20 protein-coding genes and 1 tRNA gene are annotated in these 21,513 nt (G+C 44.0%); 17 read left to right on the top strand and 4 right to left on the bottom strand.

Annotated elements, in window-relative coordinates; genetic code table 11:
- Nucleotides 1-8 precede the first annotated feature (8 nt).
- The 3 genes from hsdR to VV1_RS09620 are packed head-to-tail and all read left to right on the top strand — an operon-like array spanning nt 9 to nt 5,128.
- Entirely contained in the window at nt 9-2,453 is a 2,445-nt protein-coding gene (gene hsdR, locus VV1_RS09630) for an EcoAI/FtnUII family type I restriction enzme subunit R (RefSeq protein ID WP_011079929.1), read from the top strand.
- A gap of 56 nt (nt 2,454-2,509) precedes the next feature.
- Complete coding sequence (locus tag VV1_RS09625; RefSeq protein WP_011079928.1) at nt 2,510-3,796, top strand: nucleotidyltransferase domain-containing protein; 1,287 nt, start codon at nt 2,510-2,512, stop codon at nt 3,794-3,796.
- Nucleotides 3,797-3,799: 3 nt separating this feature from the next.
- Nucleotides 3,800-5,128: an MATE family Na+-driven efflux transporter gene (locus VV1_RS09620; protein WP_011079927.1), complete on the top strand. Its 1,329-nt coding sequence runs from the start codon at nt 3,800-3,802 to the stop codon at nt 5,126-5,128.
- 82 nt (nt 5,129-5,210) lie between these two features.
- Here VV1_RS09620 and VV1_RS09615 read toward each other — a convergent pair whose 3' ends face one another.
- Nucleotides 5,211-5,579, bottom strand: a complete 369-nt coding sequence (locus tag VV1_RS09615; RefSeq protein WP_025612556.1) for a translation elongation factor Ts — start codon at nt 5,577-5,579, stop codon at nt 5,211-5,213.
- 75 nt (nt 5,580-5,654) lie between these two features.
- Here VV1_RS09615 and VV1_RS24905 point away from each other — a divergent pair, with 75 nt between their 5' ends.
- Entirely contained in the window at nt 5,655-5,804 is a 150-nt protein-coding gene (locus VV1_RS24905; RefSeq protein ID WP_017790133.1) for a hypothetical protein, read from the top strand.
- A gap of 167 nt (nt 5,805-5,971) precedes the next feature.
- On the opposite strand, the gene VV1_RS09610 is transcribed toward VV1_RS24905, so the two are convergent.
- On the bottom strand, nt 5,972-6,370 hold the full coding sequence (locus VV1_RS09610) for a hypothetical protein (protein WP_011079925.1): 399 nt from the start codon (nt 6,368-6,370) through the stop codon (nt 5,972-5,974).
- Between the two features lie 163 nt (nt 6,371-6,533).
- On the opposite strand from VV1_RS09610, the gene VV1_RS09605 reads away from it, so the two are divergent.
- Both VV1_RS09605 and VV1_RS09600 read left to right on the top strand, forming a co-directional pair.
- The gene (locus VV1_RS09605; protein ID WP_011079924.1) at nt 6,534-8,024 is read left to right on the top strand and encodes an N-6 DNA methylase; all 1,491 of its coding nucleotides are present in this window, start codon (nt 6,534-6,536) and stop codon (nt 8,022-8,024) included.
- Nucleotides 8,024-9,706 (top strand): restriction endonuclease subunit S, encoded by a 1,683-nt coding sequence (locus VV1_RS09600; protein ID WP_011079923.1) that lies wholly within the window; start codon nt 8,024-8,026, stop codon nt 9,704-9,706. The genes VV1_RS09605 and VV1_RS09600 overlap by 1 nt, the downstream gene beginning before the upstream one ends.
- 265 nt (nt 9,707-9,971) lie before the next feature.
- Here the strand turns inward: VV1_RS09600 and VV1_RS09595 are convergent, their stop codons facing one another.
- Nucleotides 9,972-10,874: a BrxR family helix-turn-helix transcriptional regulator gene (locus VV1_RS09595; RefSeq protein WP_011079922.1), complete on the bottom strand. Its 903-nt coding sequence runs from the start codon at nt 10,872-10,874 to the stop codon at nt 9,972-9,974.
- A 173-nt stretch (nt 10,875-11,047) separates the two neighbouring features.
- Between VV1_RS09595 and VV1_RS09590 the strand changes: the two genes are divergently transcribed.
- The 4 genes from VV1_RS09590 to VV1_RS09575 are packed head-to-tail and all read left to right on the top strand — an operon-like array spanning nt 11,048 to nt 14,717.
- Entirely contained in the window at nt 11,048-12,304 is a 1,257-nt protein-coding gene (locus VV1_RS09590) for a nucleotidyltransferase domain-containing protein (protein WP_043920957.1), read from the top strand.
- Nucleotides 12,305-12,796 (top strand): type II CBASS E2 protein, encoded by a 492-nt coding sequence (locus VV1_RS25580; RefSeq protein ID WP_011079920.1) that lies wholly within the window; start codon nt 12,305-12,307, stop codon nt 12,794-12,796.
- Nucleotides 12,796-13,917 carry an SAVED domain-containing protein gene (locus VV1_RS09580; protein ID WP_011079919.1) on the top strand — a complete coding sequence of 374 codons (1,122 nt, stop codon included), beginning with the start codon at nt 12,796-12,798 and terminating at the stop codon, nt 13,915-13,917. Before VV1_RS25580 ends, VV1_RS09580 begins: the two co-directional genes overlap by 1 nt.
- 11 nt (nt 13,918-13,928) lie before the next feature.
- Complete coding sequence (locus tag VV1_RS09575; protein ID WP_043920956.1) at nt 13,929-14,717, top strand: competence protein CoiA family protein; 789 nt, start codon at nt 13,929-13,931, stop codon at nt 14,715-14,717.
- Nucleotides 14,718-14,913: 196 nt separating this feature from the next.
- Here VV1_RS09575 and VV1_RS09570 read toward each other — a convergent pair.
- Nucleotides 14,914-14,990 (bottom strand) — tRNA-Arg (locus VV1_RS09570).
- Between the two features lie 202 nt (nt 14,991-15,192).
- On the opposite strand from VV1_RS09570, the gene folD reads away from it, so the two are divergent.
- The 7 genes from folD to VV1_RS09535 all read left to right on the top strand — a co-directional run bounded on the left by folD (nt 15,193) and on the right by VV1_RS09535 (nt 21,442).
- Nucleotides 15,193-16,050: a bifunctional methylenetetrahydrofolate dehydrogenase/methenyltetrahydrofolate cyclohydrolase FolD gene (gene folD, locus VV1_RS09565; protein WP_011079917.1), complete on the top strand. Its 858-nt coding sequence runs from the start codon at nt 15,193-15,195 to the stop codon at nt 16,048-16,050.
- Nucleotides 16,051-16,158: 108 nt separating this feature from the next.
- On the top strand, nt 16,159-16,983 hold the full coding sequence (gene rlmA, locus VV1_RS09560; RefSeq protein ID WP_011079916.1) for a 23S rRNA (guanine(745)-N(1))-methyltransferase: 825 nt from the start codon (nt 16,159-16,161) through the stop codon (nt 16,981-16,983).
- Nucleotides 16,984-17,077: 94 nt separating this feature from the next.
- Nucleotides 17,078-18,004 carry a ChaN family lipoprotein gene (locus VV1_RS09555; RefSeq protein WP_011079915.1) on the top strand — a complete coding sequence of 309 codons (927 nt, stop codon included), beginning with the start codon at nt 17,078-17,080 and terminating at the stop codon, nt 18,002-18,004.
- A 135-nt stretch (nt 18,005-18,139) separates the two neighbouring features.
- Complete coding sequence (locus VV1_RS09550; RefSeq protein ID WP_043920955.1) at nt 18,140-18,496, top strand: hypothetical protein; 357 nt, start codon at nt 18,140-18,142, stop codon at nt 18,494-18,496.
- 425 nt (nt 18,497-18,921) lie between these two features.
- Nucleotides 18,922-20,499, top strand: a complete 1,578-nt coding sequence (locus tag VV1_RS09545) for an alkaline phosphatase (protein ID WP_011079913.1) — start codon at nt 18,922-18,924, stop codon at nt 20,497-20,499.
- 167 nt (nt 20,500-20,666) lie between these two features.
- The gene (locus VV1_RS09540) at nt 20,667-20,975 is read left to right on the top strand and encodes a ribbon-helix-helix domain-containing protein (RefSeq protein ID WP_011079912.1); all 309 of its coding nucleotides are present in this window, start codon (nt 20,667-20,669) and stop codon (nt 20,973-20,975) included.
- A gap of 71 nt (nt 20,976-21,046) precedes the next feature.
- On the top strand, nt 21,047-21,442 hold the full coding sequence (locus VV1_RS09535; protein WP_011079911.1) for a VOC family protein: 396 nt from the start codon (nt 21,047-21,049) through the stop codon (nt 21,440-21,442).
- The last annotated feature ends 71 nt before the right edge of the window (nt 21,443-21,513 follow it).

The raw sequence follows: 21,513 nt of genomic DNA, 5'->3' as shown, positions 1-21,513 counted from the left end.
CTAATCGCATGGAATCGACAATCAATAAATCAAAGCTATCTGAAACCGACATCATCACGAAATTCATTCTTCCTGCTATCAAAGATGCTGGATGGGATGATATGTCTCAAATCCGTCAAGAGGTAAAACTACGTGACGGTAAGGTCATTGTTCGTGGTCAGGCAGCGGCGAGGAAAAAAGTTAAGTCTGCGGACATCGTCCTTTACCATAAACCGAGCATGCCTCTAGCCGTTGTCGAAGCAAAAGCGAACAAGCATGAAGTCGGCAAAGGTATGCAACAAGGACTAGATTACGCCAGCCTACTTGAAGTCCCTTTTGTTTTTGCCTCAAATGGCGACGGTTTTATCTTCCACGACAAAACCAACCCAGCTCAACTCGAAACTGAAATTCGACTTGAAGACTTCCCGACACCTCAGCAACTATGGGACAAGTACTGCGTTTGGAAAGGCTACAAAACCGAGCACCTTCCAGTCATTACTCAAGATTACCATGATGATGGTAGCGGTAAGTCTCCGCGCTACTATCAGCTACAAGCGATAAACAAAACCGTGGAAGCGGTCGCAGCAGGACAAAACCGTGTACTCTTGGTTATGGCAACGGGTACGGGCAAAACTTACACTGCATTCCAGATTATTTGGCGACTATGGAAGTCCCGAGCCAAAAAACGCATCCTGTTTTTGGCGGACAGAAACATTCTGGTCGATCAAACCAAGACCAACGACTTCCAACCGTTTGGCACCGCTATGACCAAAGTCACAGGGAGAAGCGTCGATCCCGCTTACGAAATCCACCTAGCTCTGTATCAAGCTCTGACTGGCCCAGAAGAGCACCAAAAAGCATACAAACAAGTCGATCCAGATTTCTTTGACCTTATTGTCGTTGACGAGTGCCATCGTGGTAGTGCCGCTGAGGACAGCGCATGGCGCGAGATTCTTGAGTATTTCGGTTCAGCGACTCAAATAGGACTAACCGCGACACCGAAAGAAACCGATATCGTGTCTAACACCGAGTACTTTGGCGACGCCATTTATACCTACTCTCTAAAGCAAGGCATTGAAGACGGTTTCTTAGCCCCTTACAAAGTTGTGCGTGTGGATATCGATGTAGATTTACAAGGTTGGCGACCAACCAAAGGGCAAGTCGATAAACATGGTGAAGTTATCGAAGACAGGATCTACAACCAGAAAGACTTCGACAGAACCATGGTCATCGATGAGCGAACAGAGCTTGTTGCAAAGACCATAACCAGCTACCTCAAGCGTACCGACCCTATGGCTAAGACCATTGTGTTCTGTAATGATATTGACCATGCAGAGCGTATGCGTCGAGCGCTAATCAACTGCAATCCTGAGCAAGTTGCTAAAAATGAAAAATACGTAATGAAAATTACAGGTGATGATGAAATCGGCAAAGCTCAGCTTGATAACTTCATTAATCCCAAAAAGGCTTACCCTGTTATCGCAACCACCTCAGAGCTAATGACAACAGGTGTCGATGCCAAAACTTGCAAACTGGTTGTTCTTGACCAAGGCATCCAGTCGATGACTAAGTTTAAGCAGATCATCGGTCGCGGCACTCGTATTGATGATCGTTACGGAAAGCTATGGTTTACCATTCTCGACTTCAAAAAGGCGACTGAACTGTTCGCTGATGAGCGCTTTGATGGTGTACCTGAGCGAGTTAAAGAGACAAAACCAGAAGACTTCGATACCAATGAAGGACTCGATGAGATCATCGATGATGAGGATGAACTTGAACAAGATAATCCATTTGAAGGGGATGATATTGACCCTGAAAGCATCCATGAACCAGAGGCTTCATACGACTCAGGTTCATCTCCTTCTGACGGTAGCAATTCCGATGATGATTGGCAGGATGAAAACCGAGTTAGAAAGTTCCATGTCAACGGTGTAACGGTGAAAGCCATTGCCGAACGTGTTCAATACTACGATTCCGACGGTAAACTCGTAACCGAATCGTTCAAAGACTATACCCGCAAGACGATGGCAAAACAGTTCACCTCAATGGATGACTTTGTTAAGCGCTGGCAAGATGCCGATAAAAAGCAAGCAATCATTGATGAACTGGCAGAGGAAGGCATTATCTGGGAAGCGTTAGAGCTGGAAGTAGGCAAAGATCTCGACCCATTCGACATGATTTGTCATGTCGTGTATGACCAACCAGCACTCACCAGAAAAGAACGCGCTGACAACGTCAAAAAGCGCAACTACTTCACTAAGTACGGTGAAACGGCTCAGCAGGTGTTGAACAACTTACTAGACAAGTACGCAGACGAAGGCGTTCAAGAGATTGAAAATATTCATGTACTCAAAGTTAAGCCTTTTGACGAGATGGGACGCCCTGCTGAAATCGTCAAAAAGTGCTTTGGTGGTAAAGAGCAGTATTTAGAAGCAATTTCTGAGTTGGAAGCTGAGATTTATCAATCAGCCTAATCACCATTTAAACCAAGCTAGAGTTTCTTTAGCTTGGTTAACGACCTCAAGTCACAATGCATATCTATATTTTTGGTAACCTAAATTCAGGTAAAACAACGTTAAGTAAACAAATACAAGGACGTTTGCCTGAGTTCCCTTATTTATCTTTAGATGAGTATCGAATTCGCTTTGGCGATGGAACCGAGCAAGGTGAGCAACTTGCTTGTGAGCATTTCCTTGCTGCGGTTAAACAACAGGAAAACGCTATTGTTGAATTTACAGGATACGGTCAAACAGCTAGCCTTCTTACCAATCAATTAGATAGGAAAACAGGCATATTAATCTGTTGCACTAGAGATATTGAGCAGAGCATCAATGCAATTGATGACGAGAAATACTCAGAAATCCCTTACCCATCATCCTACAAAAAACTGCAAGCTGTTGATGAAACTATTAGATTTTTGGAAGATAAAATCATACCGATAGAGCTAGAAACTCACTGGCAAAGACAGATTTGGCAGTCTTACAGTTTTGACTTCTCTGATAACTTTGATGCCTTCTGGACGGCCTTCCCATTATCTCAACACACTTGGGTCAGTAAGCTGAATAAAGTATTGAGCACAGATACAAGCGTACCTATAGCTCTACTTTACGGAAGCTTGGGGGCTAATCAGTTAACAAAGCGCTCTGATATCGATTTATTTATTCAGTCATCGATTTCGGTTCAAGGTTGGCATGAAAGACTCCTTAGATTGTTCGGTGAACAAGTGGCTCATACCGATATTTTGGGGTCGAAAATCACTCTTAGGACACAAGACCGTTTGCTTATAGAAATCGTTATAGGCCAATCGCTGTCTGACATTTCTCTTTATTATCGTGAGTCACAAATCTACAACGTTCATTTCACTATTTTAAAGGGTGAGCTTGGTCTTGCAGAACAATTAGACGCCGTTACCAAAACACATACAAGCGAGCGAAAGCAAGCCAAAGAGTTGGCCGCTCAGGTTTACTTTTTATTTTGCTCCTTACCGAACCTTATCGCTAACAACGACAGTTACAAGTACCACTTTCACTGCTCTATCATCCAGCACTATTGTGTTCAGCTAGAACATTTATTGCTAAGTGAGTTTAAACACAACTACCTTCCCAAACATGCCGCTACAACATTGATTAATTTCCCATGGCAAGTATTTAACTGCTCAGCAACTCATATCAGTACAGCGCAATATACTGAGCTTTATCAGTACCTAATCACACTGTTCGAACGGCTTAGAAAGAAACAACTGATTAAAAGTAATGGCTATTTCTCTGTGGAGAGTTGCTTTCTCCACGAGATCCCTAGTGAAGATAACAAGGCTTAAAAATTGAAACATCATCAAATAAAAACAATCAACTACCAACTGTGGCTAGTGCTGATTCTGACAAGCTTAATACCATTAATCTACTCAACTACACGAATCCATTTCTTGGGCAGCATCCCTAGCCCATGGACTTTTAGCATTGCAGCACAAGTTGCATGGCTAAATGTAGGATATGAAGTCCTCAGCGAAGCATTACTTATCCCTCTAGCATTTATTCTAGGCAGAGTTATTCATAGTAATGAAGCTTTTCGCGAACGAGCCAGTCTATCTCTTTTGGTTACCTTAATTTGCTACTTTGTGGTGACCTTAATGGTATTGTGGCTAGCCCCGAATTTTGTAGATGCTATGCAGCAACAGGCTGAATTATTGACCCAAACGATCCAATACATTCGATTGGAATCTGCCGCTATTTTGCTCTCCAGCTTCTATGCTTTTTTGTCTTTGGTTCTCGTCCTAAGAAATGAACGAAAGGCGCTGTATGGCCTTCTAATAGTACAAATGCTCATGACTGTCCTTTGTGACAGCGTCTTCGTCAGTCAACTACCTTACTCCCTTCAGTTTGGAGTGAATGGTATTGCTCTGAGTAATATCGTAGTCAATAGTCTTCTCGCACTGTTTGCCCTGATTTATTTATCTAAATCAGGGATCACTCTGAGCTTCAAGTTTTCTAAAGGAGAGCAGTCGCAATGGCTCAAAGAATGGGCAAAGATTGGATGGAAGTCAGGGCTTGAGTCACTCGTGCGAAATACTGCCTTTATTGTCATGATTCTTCAGCTTATTAACCAAGTACAACAAGCGGGAACATTCTGGGTTGCTAATCAATTTATTTGGGGCTGGCTACTACTTCCCGTTTTGACATTAGGGCAACTGGTTAAGCAAGATGCTGCAACAAATAATGGATTAACATCGGAGCGAGTCAATTGCTACCTTTGGATAACGTTGGGAATTATTGCTATTTGGATACTAACCGCACCGCTTTGGAACAGCTTTATAGCCGATGTCATGGGGATAGAGAACCCAGAATCAATCACCAGTCTAGTTTGGCTAATGGTTGGGTTCTATGTCATTTTCAGTTTAAACAATGTCATCGACAGTTACTTTTATGGTATTGGACGCACGGATTTAATGCTGTATCAATCACTTATCGTAAACACCTTGTTTTACGGTTGTGCTTTTGTGCTTTATCAAATCGGTATCTTTGTACCTACGCTTGAACGAATCGCCATAATGTTCGGCTTGGGCATTACTGCTGATGCGCTAATCACTTGGGTGTTGTACCTAGCTCTACGTAGCAAAGCGGATGATATACAAGCTGCTGAAATCCAATCGTGACAACAGTTTGTCTAACTTTCGACTTCACTGGGCCAACCAACAAACTCAAGAAATTAGAACAAAACGGCTATTTAGCCGTTTTTTAACCTACCTGCTCCCTATCATCCAGCCAACTGGATATCTCTGCTAGCCCTGCAAGCGAATCCTCATTCAAGCATCTATGGTTAACGTATTTTGGAACCACGACATCCAACCCCAATGCAACAAAATCTGGATGTTCCGAAATGATTTTCACGTACTGTTCAAGCCGACTTTCTGGGGTAGATTCCCTTTGTAACTGCTTCTTGAGAACCTCTCTAAACTTCCGAATTTCCTGAGGGGAAGCATCTTCTATGTCTTCATATTCAGAACACTGAAGTTCTTCGTAAAGAACATCGGCCAGTTGCTTATGGCTCCAGCCTAACGCATCCAACATAGTTCGAATTTGCTTTTGTTTTTGGGTTGTCCCCATTTGTCCCTACCCTACTAGTTACTATGCAATGGTCTCAGCGGAGACAAGCATTCAATTAATGAAAAGGAAAATACTATGTCTAAAAACAAAGCACCAATGACTCCTGAAGCCGCTGCTCGTATTCAAGCGAATCAAGCAAAACAAAATGGCGGACAAGTCTCTAAAGATTCATTCGCGGCTCGCGCTCAACGCGCTGCTGCCAACAACCAAAAACAAGGTAAATAGGAGTAACCATCATGGCAAAACCAAGTTCTGCACCAAAGACTGCGCCGAAAGGTAATCCAAACTACCCAAGCACAACTGGCAAGCCTTCAGGCAAAGGTCGAGGCAACACACCTAAACGCTAAGCACATTAGATATAAATGAGGCAGTCTAGCTGCCTCATTTTTCTATTATGAACAACTTCTCGCATTCAGCTTGAAGTTACTCAAAAACAAGTTTTGATCAGATTTGTAATCGGAATACGGCACAGACTTTTCCGTTTGTGAAAGAGCGCATAAACACGTTTCTCGCTTACTCTCATACCAACTCACCGACACCATATTTTTTGACGAGTTTATGCAGGTATCAACGATGGCATACTCTACTTCTAATGGGTAACGCTCTTCATCAAAAGCACCATTCACCTTATAACCACCAACCACGCCCACGACCAATGCCGTACTGGCAGACACCAGTTTCCGTTTACTAAATTTAAAGCCTTTGAAGCTTTTTTCACACTTCTCACACGAGATATTCTCTGCATATTCAATAACATTGTCAGTGTGACAATGGGGACACTCAACCTTCATTTTCTAGACAACCTGATTATATTTTTTATTATTTAATTTATATCACTGATTCATTATTAAACCACAATTACAAACATAGTTTCATAGCGATAAGTTCATTTTCTTCGACCCATTTCTGCTATAATCAGCCCCAATTTTTTCAGTCAATTAGCAGTAGAACTCCATGTCAATCAGTTCAGTTATCAAGTCTATTCAAGACATCATGCGTAAAGATGCGGGTGTTGATGGTGACGCGCAGCGTCTAGGCCAAATGTCGTGGCTTTTATTCCTTAAAGTGTTTGATGCCCAAGAGGAAGAGCTAGAGTTCGAGTTAGATGATTACCGCGAACCCATCCCAGCCAAGTACCTTTGGCGTAACTGGGCGGCAGATAACCAAGGCATTACAGGTGACGAGCTGCTGGAATTTATCAATGATGACCTATTCCCGACGTTAAAAAACCTAACCGCACCGAAAGACACCAACCCACGCGGTTTTGTGGTGAAAGAAGCTTTTAGTGATGCCTTCAACTACATGAAAAATGGCACACTGCTTCGTCAAGTGATTAACAAGCTCAACGAAATCGACTTTACTGACTCTAAAGAACGCCACCTGTTTGGTGATATCTATGAACAAATCCTACGCGACCTACAAAGTGCAGGTAATGCGGGTGAGTTCTATACCCCTCGCGCGGTGACTCGTTTTATCGTCAACAGACTGGATCCAAAGCTAGGTGAGCAAATTATGGATCCCGCTTGCGGCACGGGCGGTTTCTTAGCTTGCTCGTTCGATCACGTCAAAGAGAACTACGTGACAAGCGCAGCCGACCACCAAACACTGCAAAAGCAAATTCATGGTGTAGAGAAGAAACAACTGCCACATTTGCTGTGTATCACCAATATGATGCTCCACGGCATCGAAGTCCCTGTGCAGATTAAGCATGGCAACACGCTCAATAAGCCGCTTTCAAGTTGGGATAGCAATATCAACGTGATTGCGACTAACCCACCGTTTGGCGGTACAGAAGAGGACGGGATTGAAAAGAACTTCCCTGCCGAAATGCAAACTCGTGAAACGGCCGATTTGTTCTTGCAACTTATTGTCGAAGTATTGGATAAAGAGGGTCGCGCAGGTGTAGTGTTGCCTGATGGCACCTTGTTTGGTGAAGGTGTAAAAACCAAAATCAAAAAGATGCTGACGGAAGAGTGTAACCTGCACACGATTGTTCGCTTACCTAATGGCGTGTTCAACCCATACACAGGTATTAAGACCAACATTCTGTTCTTTACCAAAGGCCAACCGACCAAAGAAGTGTGGTTCTATGAGCACCCTTACCCAGAAGGCGTGAAGAACTACAGCAAAACCAAACCGATGAAGTTTGAGGAGTTCCAGCAAGAGATCGATTGGTGGGGCAACGAGGCAGATGGATTCGCTAGCCGCATCGAGACCAAGCAAGCTTGGAAAGTGTCGATTGAAGATATTATCGAGCGCAACTTTAACCTTGATATTAAAAACCCGTATCAGGACGAAGTCGTCAGCCATGACCCTGAAGAGTTGCTGGCGAACTATCAGCAGCAACAACAAGACATCAAAGCACTGCGTGACCAACTGAAAAGCATTCTCGGTGATGCTCTTAGCTCTACCATTCAAGGTAAAAAGCAAGGTGGAGAACAATAATGGCAGTCGAAAACCTGATTACCGAGCATATTGATATCTGGACTTCGGCAGTAAAGACCAAATCGACCTCTGGTCGCGGTAGCAGCAAGAAACTAGAGCTTTACGGTGTTAAGAAGCTGCGTGAGCTAATTTTAGAACTAGCAGTTCGCGGCAAACTCGTTCCTCAAAACCCAAACGATGAACCTGCATCTTTTTTACTTCAACGGATTTCAGAGGAAAAAACGCAGTTAATTAAAGAAAAAAAAATTACAAAGCCCAAAAAGCTCCCTGCTATTAAAAAACAAGATATAACGTTTGCTTTACCAGAAGGTTGGCAAGCTTGTTATTTTGGTGATATTTATAGCTTGGTTTATGGGGATAATCTCCCAAAAGCAAAACGTACTGAAAGTGGTGAATTTTTAGTCTATGGCTCTAATGGTTCTGTAGGGACTCACAATCTTTTTTCTGTTGGTAGCCCTTGTCTCGTTATCGGTCGTAAAGGATCTGCGGGTGCAATTAATTTAAGTGACCAACCTTGCTGGGTTACAGATGTAGCCTACAGCTTAATACCACCTGTAGGTATAAGCCTTAAGTATTGTTTTCTACATTTACAAACTTTAGGGTTAGACTCACTCGGAAAGGGTATAAAACCAGGCTTAAATAGAAATGAAGCTAACGCGCTAGTAGTTTGTATCCCCCCTTCCGACGAGCAACACCGCATCGTCGCCAAAGTCGATGAGCTAATGGCGCTCTGCGACCAACTAGAGCAGCAAACCGAAGCCAGTATTGAAGCGCATCAATTGCTGGTAACAACACTGTTGGACACACTCACCAACTCTGCCGATGCTGACGAGTTAATGCAAAACTGGGCGCGAATCAGTGAGCATTTCGATACCTTATTCAGCACTGAAGAGAGTATCGACCAGCTTAAACAAACCATCTTACAACTGGCGGTAATGGGTAAGTTGGTTCCACAAGATCCAAGCGATGAGCCTGCTGCTGAGTTACTGAAAAGAATTGCGGATGAAAAAGCGCAGTTAGTCAAAGATAAGAAAATCAAGAAGCAAAAAGCGCTGCCGCCGATTGCTGAAGATGAAAAGCCGTTTGAACTGCCGAGTGGCTGGGAGTGGTGTCGAATTCAAGATGTAGCTCTATTTACTACATCGGGTTCTCGAGATTGGGCTAAATATTACTCTGACTCTGGTGCTCTATTTGTCACCATGGGCAATTTATCCCGAGGCAGCTACGAGCTGCGTTTAGACAATTTAAGGTTTGTACGCCCACCTAAAGGGGGCGAAGGCTCTCGAACTAAATTGGAGGCGCGAGATCTATTAATTTCCATAACAGGTGATGTCGGTAACTTGGGATTAATTCCTGAAGAGTTTGGTGAAGCATACATAAACCAACATACGTGCTTATTACGATTTATGCCAGAATGCCAAGGAAAATACTTCCCTGATTTTATGAGGTCTCCACTAGCTAAATATCAGTTTGATGCTCCACAACGAGGTATTAAAAATAGCTTTAGGTTGAGTGATGTTGGTGAAATGCACTTACCGCTTCCTCCTCTAAATGAACAAGTCCGTATCACAGAAAAAGTTAGTGACTTGCTCAGTATATGTGAGCGCTTAAAAGTCAGACTTCGAGAGTCTCAAATCACCCAATTACACCTCACCGATGCAATTGTTGAGCGAGCAGTATAACTATGAGTCTCTACAATATCGCCAACAAAAACCTCTCAAGCTAACATCGACAACTCTTGCAGCCCTCGGCTGCAAGAGACTTCTATCTAGCAACAATACCACCGTCTCTATTCCCCGATACAAAGTAGTCAGCATCACGCTTTTACAGATTCAAACCAGTCCAAAGCCATTGAAGTAAAAAGAAATTCAATCAACAGGTCGAAAAGTTGTTTTTAACCGAACAATCTCAAGTTATCGGATTCAAATTTATTAGTGTGGTTTAGGTTTAGGCCTGTTCCATTTGTTTTATCATTTCCAAGTTGCTTAGCTCGAACTTATAAAAACGACTTTGCTTATCCTCTCGCTTTTCTTCATTTGACCGAGCATCGATATACCACTTTTTCTCAACAATCCATCTAAATGCAGCTTTCTCTGTAACATAAACCTCATCTTTATCTTCAGGTATACCAAAGTCAGTTCTTACTTTTTGCTTGTCCATCTCTGACAACGAGGGGTGGAGTTTTAAGATCAAAGGTAACCTTAAGTTCCACAGCTTATCTTGAGCTAAAGCCTCATGATCATGCTGCCTAGACTCCTTAGATTCATGTTCTTCAACCACATTCCTAACACGAGCAAAATGGAAGTTTTTAAATTTATTCTTTTTGACTTCTGAACGATCAAATGCTCTGAACATCCAACTGGTTCCATCATACATAATTGCCAACGGAACTAAGGTTCTAGTTTGATGATTAGAGCTGTTTTCAGAAAGATAGTTGCAGGAAATCGCATACTTACCCGATATCGCCCTAGTAATCATAGCGACTTCATTGGTATTCATTTGGTTGGGAAACTTGCCAATCTTTTCATAGGCAAGCTCAGTAACACCGAAGATCTTGTTGCTATTAAATCCATTGGCAAGCATGCCAAGCGCCAATTCACCATCTATATCTGTCAATGGTTCGAAGGATTTCCTGATAATCGTATTCGTTTTTTGAGTTTTGTTGTTTGGCCTACGTTTGGAGTATTCAGTAAGAACTCGGGAAGCGGCTGCTTCTGCAATTCCAAACGCATCTTTAAGATCAGCCCGACTAACACGCCCTGTAAAAAACAACTTAAAGTCAATATAAGCTAAACGAGCGTTAATAGAGGTTGTCTCTGATGTGATGTCTGCTTGAGAACTGTTTTCCATGATGCGTATCCATTGTTCAATCTAGCCAGATCGTAGCAAAAAAATCATCACGTGTAATTACAACACAAAACAAATACACAAAAAGATCATTGACACGTATCATTTCGATCTATCATAATAATCTCAATCGGTATAATCGGTTATTAACCAACCAAAACCACTAGGAGATAGCTGTGCAAGATCAAGGTTTCAAATCACTAAGACAACTAAGTGCAAGCGATAAAGAATTTTGTTTCGAGATGATCTCTCATATCACATCGAACCTAGACTTGACCGAAACACAGTTGTCTCAATTGAAGACGGCTTACCGAGCAATCGGATCCTACTTGGCAAACCAGGGGGGCAAGCTAGCGGAATGCCACATTTATGCTCAAGGTAGTGTTGGTATTGGCACATCCGTAAAACCGATTGATGAAGACTCAGACATGGATATAGATCTGGTGCTCCACTTACCAAGTCAGCACTATCCAACAACTACTGATGAAGCCAACGAGCTACTCTTCAATTTGATACGAGTGCTGAAAGACTCTCAACGATACGGTGACAAAATAGAGAATATGCCAAAACGCAGATGTGTCACTCTGCAATATGGAGGTATCGAAGGCCAGGGGTTCCACATGGACATCACCCCTAGCATGCCTGAAGATATGGACTCGCCAAACCATAAGAGCAAAGTGAGAGTTGCAGACATCAAGGATGCCAATAGTCCTTCTCATCCATACGGATATAGGAAGTGGTTCCGAAGCGCGTGTAGTAAAGAGATTCGCTGGAATAGAAAAAGCAACTACAGATCTAATAATGATATACATGCGGGGACAGTAGAACCGTTACCTGGTCAGGGTCGAAAGACTGTACTTCAGATTGTAGTTCAGCTTCTCAAGCGACATAGAGACATGTGGAAACAAAATAAGCAGAACGCTTATGGCGATTGCGCACCAATAAGCATAATTATTACGACTCTAGCAGGTCTAGCTTATGAAAAGTGCTCAAACTCTAACAAGGAATACCACAACCCATTTGATCTGATGTTAGATGTACTTGAAGAAATGCCAAACTTCATTTCCCATCAATATCAGTCTGACGGTACTTTAAAGTACACTATTCGTAACCCAGCACTTCCTACGGAGAATTTTGCAGATAAATGGCATGAGAAACCGATGTTACCCCAAGCATTTAAAGCGTGGTATACGCAGGTTACTGAAGACCTAGCAAAACTACTTGAATTAGATCAAGGGCTTGATAAAACCATTGAGCGCTCAAGAGAAATGTTTGGTTCTCAAGCAGCAAGAGGCATCCAAGCCAAACTTGCGGACACTCTGACTGAACGACGAGCGAAAAATCGTGCGGTAGTTTCTTCTATTGGTTTAGGAGTATCCAATGCAGCCACTGCCACCCCCGTTCCTAAACACAACTTCTACGGTGATGTATAGATGTGCCATCACCTTCAAAGGCAGCTTAACGCGCTACAAAAACGTTACCATGGTGGCAAAGGTAGAATACTCAAAGGTAAAACAGGTCTAAAACTGGAATGGAGACAAGTACTACAACCTTCTCGACTTACCCGAGAATACCTAATCCTTGTTAAATGGGCTGGGTTAGGTTGTATTCCTGAGGTCGAGGTGTTGTCCCCGAATCTAAGAGATCTAGCAGGAGGGAAGCGCTCACCTCATGAGTTCTTCTCCAAAGGGAATACTAAACCCTGCCTAATGTTTAACAACGGTAGCTCCAAAGACTGGGTGCCTAGTATGTTAATCGCTGAATCAATCATCCCATGGACGCAAGAATGGCTGTGGTACTGGGAGCTTTGGTTATCAGATGGAGAATGGCGTGGTGGTGGTGTTCACCCTGGTGAACTAACTATTGAGCAATATATGGATCAAATCAACAACTCTCACCATCAACCAGCAAACAAAGGAAAGTAATGAACCTTTTGACTTATATCGTTGTTCAGACCATCAACTGGCTATTCAGAAAACGCTCTCCTGCCTTGTTAATTTTCAGGACAGGAGCCTATTTCTTCCCGATAACATTGATGGGAGGCGTAGCATTCAATGTTCAATACGTAACAGCTAGCCAACTCATTAGCCTTGACGTTGCTGGTTCTGATGTCCCTGCTCTACTCGTTTCTATCGGTTTTTATTTCAGTATACTCCTAATGGCAACTGGGCTAGCTTGGCAGATAGTCCGCTCAGTTATAGAACACCGACAATTGGCTAAACAAATTGTATTCGCTATTGAGCAAAGAGGACTCGTAAACACATCTGACTCACCACTATCAGAGCACGTTCAGAAAAAATACAAAGGCCGAAATATTTCCAATACAGTAATAGATATCCGAGACAGTCTTGCCAATGGCACTGTAAGCCAACCCAAATTAGCACTTAAGAAATTCCTCAATCTAGAGCACTCTATAGAAGAGCGAAGAAATAGTGTTGCTGCTGAAGATTTTCACATTGTTTATGGTGGTTTAGTTCCTGTTCCTTTTGCTTTCCTATCAGGATATTTGTTGGATGATGAGTCTCATATTGAAGTGCTCGACTGGGATCGACAACTATCAAGCTGGAAAGAACTCGATCCGATTAGTGACGACAATGAGAAGTTTGAAAAGACAATAAAGCATGCTGATAGCAAAGAATCTATCGTTCTTGCTGTATCTTTCTCTTACCCTGTTGATGAGAAAGCTATTGACCTCTGTTTTCCAAAGATGCCACAGATACATTTGAAACTGAGGGAAAAGCGTTTTGATAATCACTGGTCAAGTAAAAAGCAAAGTCGTTTAGCTTATGATTTGATCGAAGAAGTTAAAAATCTCATGGAAGAAGGCTATAACGATATACACCTCGTATTAGCTTCTCAAAACAGCGTAGCATTCAAATTTGGTCAAGCGTACGACAGACGGAACCTTCCTCACATTACGATTTACCAATACGAAAAAGATAACAAAACCCCTTACCCTTGGGGGGTATCAATTACTAACTTACCCCACGCAGAGCCATCTATTAGACTGACTGAGTTTAATGATGACTTAGAGCAAGCCGTATAAGAGGTCTTTATATGTCTTCATTTCAAGTCCTTATGCCTTTCGCTCGCAGTAACAGTTCAAACCGAATAGTGGGGATTGAGCAAGTGGAGCGTGGCGATGATTGCAACTGTCATTGTTTATCATGTGGAACCTCAGTTACTGCGAGGTTGGGAAATATCAACCAATGGCACTTTGCACACCGTACCGATAAAAATACAACAAGTTCTGAGTGTGAATTCTCCCCCGTTACTGCATTGGCACTGATTATAAGGCAACAGCTCCCAACTCTAGTTAACTTTGATTTAGATGAGTGGGATTTTAATGATGTGCAATGGGAGGTTGAATGTACCAAATCTGGATTTCAAGTTGATGCATACACTAAAGACTTAACCTCTAACATATCGGTAGTGATGGATATCCCTTTCGAGAGCAGTCGTCATTTGTTACCTGAAGCTGTCCCCGAAGATATAGACATAATCCTAAGAGTGGATACACACAAGATGGCTCGGCAGCTTTATCCATCTAAAAGCCCAGTTAAATTATTAAGCTCAGAAGAAGTATTCAACTATCTCTTAAATCATTGGGAAGACTTAGTTGAAATGCTTCGCTGGCCTGAGTCAACCATAGAACAACTATGCAAAGATACAGAGATTGCAGAAAACAGTATAAAGACCAATGATCCTATCTGCCTATGCTGCGGTGAGAAAACAGCAAGATATGGACGAGGGCTTCTTTGTGAAGAGTGCGTTTGGAAAGAGGTTGGTAGCAAATTTAATTCAATCAGTGAGATGGTTGTGTTTTATAGGAAAAACTCTAATTAAATAGATCAATCAGCCTCACAGTGGGGCTGATTTGCATTTTAGTCTCAAATACCTAGCCGCGAGAAGAAAGCGAACTTATGTATTCATTACAGATGATTACATTAAGCTACAAGCTTAACCGACTACTTAGCCGACTATAAACACCCAAAACGACAAAGGCCTGACAACTTAATAAGCTGTCAGGCCTTATAGAATATGGCACGCCCTGTAGGATTCGAACCTACGACCACATCCTTAGAAGGGACGTGCTCTATCCAGCTGAGCTAAGGGCGCGCTACAGGGACAGGATTATACGAGTTCATTTCGGTAAATCAACGGGTTTTCTTAACAAACTGAATCAAATGGCTAAAAAAAGGGCGTCCACATTAAATATGCTTAAAAACGACCCAAAGCAAACGTTTGCGTATAGATATTTATTTGATCATTTGCGACAATACGCGCCAAGTTTTTGCCATTCGTATTCTTAAGGAAAGTCATGACTGCTCAAAATATCGATGGAACTCTCATTTCCCAAACTGTTCGATCCGAAGTCGCTGCTCGCGTAAAAGCTCGTGTAGCTGCGGGATTACGTGCGCCTGGCTTAGCCGTTGTGTTGGTTGGCGAAGATCCAGCGTCTCAAGTTTACGTTGGCAGCAAACGTCGCGCGTGTGAGGAAGTGGGCTTTGTCTCTAAATCGTTTGATCTACCCGCTTCAACTTCAGAAGAAGAACTGCTGGCTCTGATCGATGAGCTCAATAATGATGCTGAAATCGACGGTATTCTGGTTCAACTTCCTCTTCCTGCGGGCATTGACAGCACGCACGTGCTAGAAAGCATTCATCCAGAGAAAGATGTGGATGGTTTCCACCCGTACAACGTTGGCCGCTTAGCGCAGCGCATCCCTAAACTGCGTTCGTGCACACCAAAAGGCATCATTACGCTGCTTGAGCGTTACAACATCGCACTACGTGGTAAGCATGCGGTGATCGTGGGTGCATCAAACATTGTTGGCCGCCCAATGACACTCGAGCTTCTGCTGGCAGGTTGTACCACGACCACCTGTCACCGCTTCACGAAAGATCTTGAAGGCCATGTTCGCCAAGCTGATGTGCTCGTGGTTGCGGTCGGTAAGCCAAATTTCATTCCTGGTGAATGGGTCAAAGAAGGCGCGATCGTGGTCGATGTCGGCATCAACCGCCTTGAATCGGGTAAGCTGATTGGTGATGTGGAGTATAACAAGGCTCGTGAACGCGCCAGCTTCATTACTCCAGTGCCCGGTGGTGTTGGCCCAATGACGGTGGCCAGCCTCATCGAAAACACCATGCTTGCTTGCGAGCAATACCACACCAAATAAGTCTTTTTCGGCGGGTAAAATCTTGGCCTGCCGAGACTCAAACTGGTTAAAACAGGCGGTTCCTGTTAGACTTTGCCGCCTGTTTCATCGCCCCTTTTTGAGGTCTTCATGGCGTATCAATGCCCCTTGTGTCACCTTGCGTTAGAGCAAGCAGAGCGCACGTTCAAATGTTCCAATAATCATCAATTTGACCTGGCCAAAGAAGGTTACGTTAACTTGATGCCTGCCCATCACAAACGTTCGAAAGATCCCGGTGACAACAAAGAGATGATGCAGGCTCGCCGCCGCTTCCTTGAAGGCAACCATTACGACCCAATGCGTCAAAAAGTGGCGCAACTTTGCCGCCAATACCTGCAAGGTACGCCGCACCGCCTGCTCGATATTGGTTGTGGTGAAGGTTACTACACCGATGAAGTCGCCAAAACCTTGGTCGCGCAGCACCCAGAAGCCAAAACATTTGGTTTGGACATTTCCAAAATCGCCGTTCGTTTCGCGGCAAAACGCTACCCTAATGTTAAGTTTTGTGTCGCTTCCAGCCATCGACTTCCCTTTGCAGACGAAGCGTTGGACGGCATCCTCCGCATTTACGCACCATGCAAGGCCGAAGAGCTGGCGCGATGCATTGCCGACAATGGCGTTGTGATCACGGTAACGCCTGCTGGCCGCCACTTACTGCAACTGAAAGAGAAGATTTACGCCGAGCTCAAACTGCATAGCGAAGAACCAGAGCAAATGGATGGATTTACGCTAGAGCACCAAGAAAAGCTCAATTACGTAATGGACTTAGCAGGCCAAGATGCGTTTGACTTACTGCAAATGACCCCCTTTGCTTGGAAAGCCAGCGATGCCCTTCGCGACGAGCTAAAGTCCGCTACACTGTTCCAGTGTGAGGCCGATTTCATGTTGCGTGTTTACCGCAAAACAGCAAAATAGCCAGACAAAACAATAAAGAGAATTATTCTCATTATTGTTGAAGTTCTAGACCGCCTCCATTACACTCTGCGACGTTTTTAATGGAGGCAGTATTATGCGATCAACTATTTCTCTTCTTTTGGCGTCAATGATGCTGAGCGGCTGTGCTAACCAAGCGCTCACAAGCGACCCACTAAGCTTCTACGACTACCAGCTTTACTCGCCAGAAGGTACTGCCCTTTCACTGCAACAATTACCTCAATCGGTTCAAAATGCGGATGTCATTTTAATTGGCGAATGGCACACGCACGCGGGTGTTCATCGCTTCCAAACCGACCTGCTCAAAACGCTCAGTACACAACACCGCGTCGCGCTATCTATGGAACAATTTACCCGCGATAAACAAACCATAGTGAACCAATATTTGGCGGGCGAGATTGGTGAGCAAGTGCTTATCCAACAAGGCAATGCGTGGCCAAACTACGAGAGTGATTACCGACCTTTGATTGAGCTGGCCAAATCCAAACAGATGGATGTGATTGCCGCGAACGCACCGAAAAGCACGGTACGTTGCATTGGCCGCCAAGGTTTGGCTTACCTCGATAAGCTAACCCAAGAAGAGCGTGGCTTTTTGGCAAGTGAGATCAACACCGGTGAAAGCGAATACAAAAGCAAGTTCATGGCGTCGATGCACCACGGCAAACCAGAGCAAACCGAGAAACAGTTTGCTGCTCAAGTGACTTGGGATGAAACCATGGCAGAATCGATCGTCAACTACCGCCAGCAACACCCCAACACGCAAGTTATCCATGTCGCAGGAAAATTTCATATTGAGCAGGGCTTAGGCACCGCTCACTCGATTCTGCGTCGTGATCCCTCCTTAAAGGTGGTGGTGATCTCTCCGGTATCAAGCGTCGATGAGCAAGGCAGCGATTACCAACTACTGGTACTGGAACCGCCGGTACGTTATGTGCAAAAAAGCAATCAAATGAAGGCGTTTCAGGATTTAAAAAAACGTAATGACGATCTGACCTGCAAATAGCGCGATTCTTTTCAACTTCCATCTCAGTTAGGCCTGTTTTTTGCTTGATTAAAAAAGCGGCAAAACAGGCTTTTTTTGCACAAGTTTTCTCCAACGCCGCCGATAGAGTATTTAGGATTCGCTTAGGAGATGGTTATGAATCCAGTCGGTTCAAGACCTGTCGAAGCATACGCTTCAGCACAGAAACAGACAGCTAACCCAAATGCGGCAAAGGAAAGTGCCCCAGCTCCGCTGCAGGTAGAACAAAACAAAGTGACGCTTTCTGAAGAAGGAAAAGCGCTGCTTTCTGCGCTCCAAGAGATCGATAAAGAGAGCAAAAAAGTCGAAGCGGAAAACAAAACCGTGGGCGACAAAGTGGAATCCTTTACCTACGGTGCGTTAGGCATGGACCATCCCGACAAGATAAAAGAGGAAGATGATGGCTCCTATTCTGCAGGACAATATCTTTCTGCCGCTGCCACTATCGGTGGTTTGTTGATGATTTTGGTGTGATTTTTACACTTATCCTCTCTAATGGGGGTTGAACATTGTCGGGAGCCTGCGCATTTTTCGCCACGACAAATTTCATTGGTTGAAGCATGTAAAACAAATCGCTATTTATATATCGCTTCTTTGCTGGATGCAGAGGTGAAATTCACTGAAGTGGAACAGCAAGGATTGGTTTTAGCAAAAAAACGATAGCGCGTTGTCGCTATCCCCAAATCGCTTTAGCCCATGAATTTCAACTCCCTTACTCAAAAGCTCACTTCGGTGAGCTTTTTCTTTTGCTCAATCAGACGCCATTATTGCTCGCTCAAGTTTGTCACAACGCGCTCTTTTTACTGATTTTTTCACTTTCATGAAGTTTTTGTGTCTGCAGCAAAAGTGTCACAAAGCAGTGCTGTAATGGCGCCGCTTTTATAAATAAGGGATAGACAATGAAGCACCTGATCAAACCCGTTGTTGCCGTTGTAGCAACTTCTACGCTCTCTTTTAATGCACTTTCTGCAGAAATTAAAAACGTCATTTTGATGATTGGTGATGGCATGGGGCCACAACAAGTTGGCCTATTGGAAACCTACGCCAACAACGCGCCAAATTCCATCTACCAAGGCAAAACCACCGCACTTTACACTCTCGCTCAAGAAGGCGTTATCGGCTCATCGCTGACGCATCCAGAAGACGCGATTGTGGTGGATTCAGCCTGTTCTGCCACCATGCTGGCGACCGGCATCATGACAGGTTCAGAAGTGATCGGCATCGATTCGCAAGGGAACAGCGTCGAAACTGTACTCGAAAAAGCAAAACGTATGGGCAAAGCCACCGGCATCATTTCCGACACTCGCATGACGCACGCCACTCCTGCTGCCTTTGCCGCCCACCAGCCTCATCGCTCGTTGGAAAATGAAATTGCCGCTGACATGCTTGCTACCGATGTCGATGTGCTGCTGTCTGGTGGTTTGCGTCATTGGATTCCAAAATCGGCAAACGACAAAGGTGAAACCTATCAACAGTTACAAGCCCTAACTCAAGGTGACGTTGCATTAAAATCAAAACGCAAAGATGATCGCAACTTGCTGACGGAAGCGCAACAAGCGGGTTACTCTCTGGCATTCAATAAAACCATGCTAGAGCAAGCGCAAGGGACGAAACTTTTGGGTCTTTTTGCCAACTCAGCCATGTACGATGGCATCACATACAGCCAAACCAAAGGTGACGCAGAGCGCAAAGAACCAACACTGGCAGAAATGACCAGCAAAGCCTTGGATATCCTAGCCAAGGACAAAGACGGTTTCTTCTTGATGGTTGAAGGCGGACAAATCGACTGGGCTGGCCACAGCAATGATGCCGGTTCAATGCTGCATGAAATGATCAAGTTTGATGAAGCGATTAATACGGTTTACCAATGGGCTAAAGATCGTGATGACACTTTGATTATTGTCACGGCGGACCACGAAACCGGCTCTTTTGGCTTTAGCTACTCAGGCTATAATCTGCCAAAACCAGAGAAACGCCCGGGAAAAGCATTCGAAAATCGTGATTATGCGCCGAACTTTAACTTTGGTGCTTTCGATATTCTCGATGGTTTGTACAACCAAAAAACCAGCTACTATGGCATGCTTAGTGCGTTTGAAAAGTTGGATAAAAATCAGCAAACCGCGGCAAAACTAGCAGAAATCATCAATAAAAATAGTGATTTTTCGATTACCGCAGGCCAAGCTGAAAACATCCTGAAGAACAAACCCAATCCATATCGTTTGGCCAACCACAGCTATCTTGCTGAGGAAACCGTGCCAGCCATTAACGACTTTGATGCGTTTTTCCCATACAACGACAGAACCAACCTGATCGCTCGTGAGCAAGCGACTAAGCAAAATATCGTCTGGGGGACAGGCACACACACCCATACACCAGTGAATGTTTTTGCTTGGGGACCAGCAGAGACGATTTTGCCAGTATCGCGCATCCTGCATCATTCCGAGTTGGGCGAGTTCATTAAAAATCAGGTGAAATAAGCTCGGTTGATGAGCAGGTAAAGCCTTAGATTCAAATAAGAAAGTGCCAGATGGCGCTTTCTTATTTTGTTTTGCGCGCTAATAAAGCGATTTTTCCAGAGGTTGACGGAATACCAATTAGTCGCCAGTATGTAACGCTTTTCAACCCTAACGGTGCCCTTCCCGCTATGTGTGAAATTTTTGCTAAGCAGCCCAAAGAAAATTACCAAACCATTACACGCTCGATCCGAATAGACGGACACGCCACCAGCGTCAAACTGGAAGCCAGTTACTGGGATATTTTACAAGAGATTGCTGACGCTCAGCAGCTAACCGTGCCGAAGTTCATCAGTACCGTCTATCGCGAAGCACTTGAGCACAATGGTGAAGTCTCAAACTTTGCCTCGCTACTGCGTTGCGCCTGCTTGATGTATGCTCGCCAACCCACTAACGTCATCGAAGTGGCGCGCCAAGAGCTCGTAAATAGACAAATTTAAATGTAATACTCACGTACTACCAAAGGTTGGTTTCTCAACATTATTCTGTCGCCTCGCAATGAGGAACCACCATGACCAAAATGATTCACAGCATGATCCGTGTCAGCGATCTCGACAGATCGATCGCTTTCTACCGTGATGCACTAGAACTCGAAATCAAAGACCAATTTGTTTTCGATACTTTCACTCTGACTTACCTCGCCAACAAAACCACCGGCTTCGAGCTTGAGTTGACTTACAATCACGGCATGAGTGATCCCTACACACATGGGACAGGCTACGGCCACCTTGCAGTGTGCGTCGAAGACATCGAACTCGCTCATAAACGCCTACGCGATTTAGGGATAGCACCCAGTGATGTGAAAGCGATGGATCACAACCAAAAACACCTTGCGACCTTCTTCTTTATCACCGACCCAGACGGATACAAAATCGAGTTTTTGCAGCGCCAAGGCCGCTACCAATAAGCATCACTCGAATACGATTTTCGGCTTGAGTTTAGGGTTAGACATTATTTAAAAAACTCATTAAGGGGCCG

The sequence above is a fragment of the Vibrio vulnificus CMCP6 genome, assembly GCF_000039765.1.
GTDB lineage: Bacteria > Pseudomonadota > Gammaproteobacteria > Enterobacterales > Vibrionaceae > Vibrio > Vibrio vulnificus_B.
Note: the sequence above shows the minus strand (reverse complement) of the source record. Positions and strands in the feature narration are given on the sequence as shown.

What these genes read in the sequence shown, in the direction of transcription:
- VV1_RS09575 (WP_043920956.1), top strand. Translation starts at nt 13,929, where the DNA reads ATGTCTTCATTTCAAGTCCTTATGCCTTTCGCTCGCAGTAACAGTTCA.
- VV1_RS24905 (WP_017790133.1), top strand. Translation starts at nt 5,655, where the DNA reads ATGTCTAAAAACAAAGCACCAATGACTCCTGAAGCCGCTGCTCGTATT.
- hsdR (WP_011079929.1), top strand. Translation starts at nt 9, where the DNA reads ATGGAATCGACAATCAATAAATCAAAGCTATCTGAAACCGACATCATC.
- VV1_RS09550 (WP_043920955.1), top strand. Translation starts at nt 18,140, where the DNA reads ATGAATCCAGTCGGTTCAAGACCTGTCGAAGCATACGCTTCAGCACAG.
- VV1_RS09540 (WP_011079912.1), top strand. Translation starts at nt 20,667, where the DNA reads ATGTGTGAAATTTTTGCTAAGCAGCCCAAAGAAAATTACCAAACCATT.
- VV1_RS09545 (WP_011079913.1), top strand. Translation starts at nt 18,922, where the DNA reads ATGAAGCACCTGATCAAACCCGTTGTTGCCGTTGTAGCAACTTCTACG.
- VV1_RS25580 (WP_011079920.1), top strand. Translation starts at nt 12,305, where the DNA reads ATGTGCCATCACCTTCAAAGGCAGCTTAACGCGCTACAAAAACGTTAC.
- rlmA (WP_011079916.1), top strand. Translation starts at nt 16,159, where the DNA reads ATGGCGTATCAATGCCCCTTGTGTCACCTTGCGTTAGAGCAAGCAGAG.
- VV1_RS09600 (WP_011079923.1), top strand. Translation starts at nt 8,024, where the DNA reads ATGGCAGTCGAAAACCTGATTACCGAGCATATTGATATCTGGACTTCG.
- VV1_RS09605 (WP_011079924.1), top strand. Translation starts at nt 6,534, where the DNA reads ATGTCAATCAGTTCAGTTATCAAGTCTATTCAAGACATCATGCGTAAA.
- folD (WP_011079917.1), top strand. Translation starts at nt 15,193, where the DNA reads ATGACTGCTCAAAATATCGATGGAACTCTCATTTCCCAAACTGTTCGA.
- VV1_RS09615 (WP_025612556.1), bottom strand. Translation starts at nt 5,579, where the DNA reads ATGGGGACAACCCAAAAACAAAAGCAAATTCGAACTATGTTGGATGCG.
- VV1_RS09610 (WP_011079925.1), bottom strand. Translation starts at nt 6,370, where the DNA reads ATGAAGGTTGAGTGTCCCCATTGTCACACTGACAATGTTATTGAATAT.
- VV1_RS09555 (WP_011079915.1), top strand. Translation starts at nt 17,078, where the DNA reads ATGCGATCAACTATTTCTCTTCTTTTGGCGTCAATGATGCTGAGCGGC.
- VV1_RS09595 (WP_011079922.1), bottom strand. Translation starts at nt 10,874, where the DNA reads ATGGAAAACAGTTCTCAAGCAGACATCACATCAGAGACAACCTCTATT.
- VV1_RS09625 (WP_011079928.1), top strand. Translation starts at nt 2,510, where the DNA reads ATGCATATCTATATTTTTGGTAACCTAAATTCAGGTAAAACAACGTTA.
- VV1_RS09535 (WP_011079911.1), top strand. Translation starts at nt 21,047, where the DNA reads ATGACCAAAATGATTCACAGCATGATCCGTGTCAGCGATCTCGACAGA.
- VV1_RS09580 (WP_011079919.1), top strand. Translation starts at nt 12,796, where the DNA reads ATGAACCTTTTGACTTATATCGTTGTTCAGACCATCAACTGGCTATTC.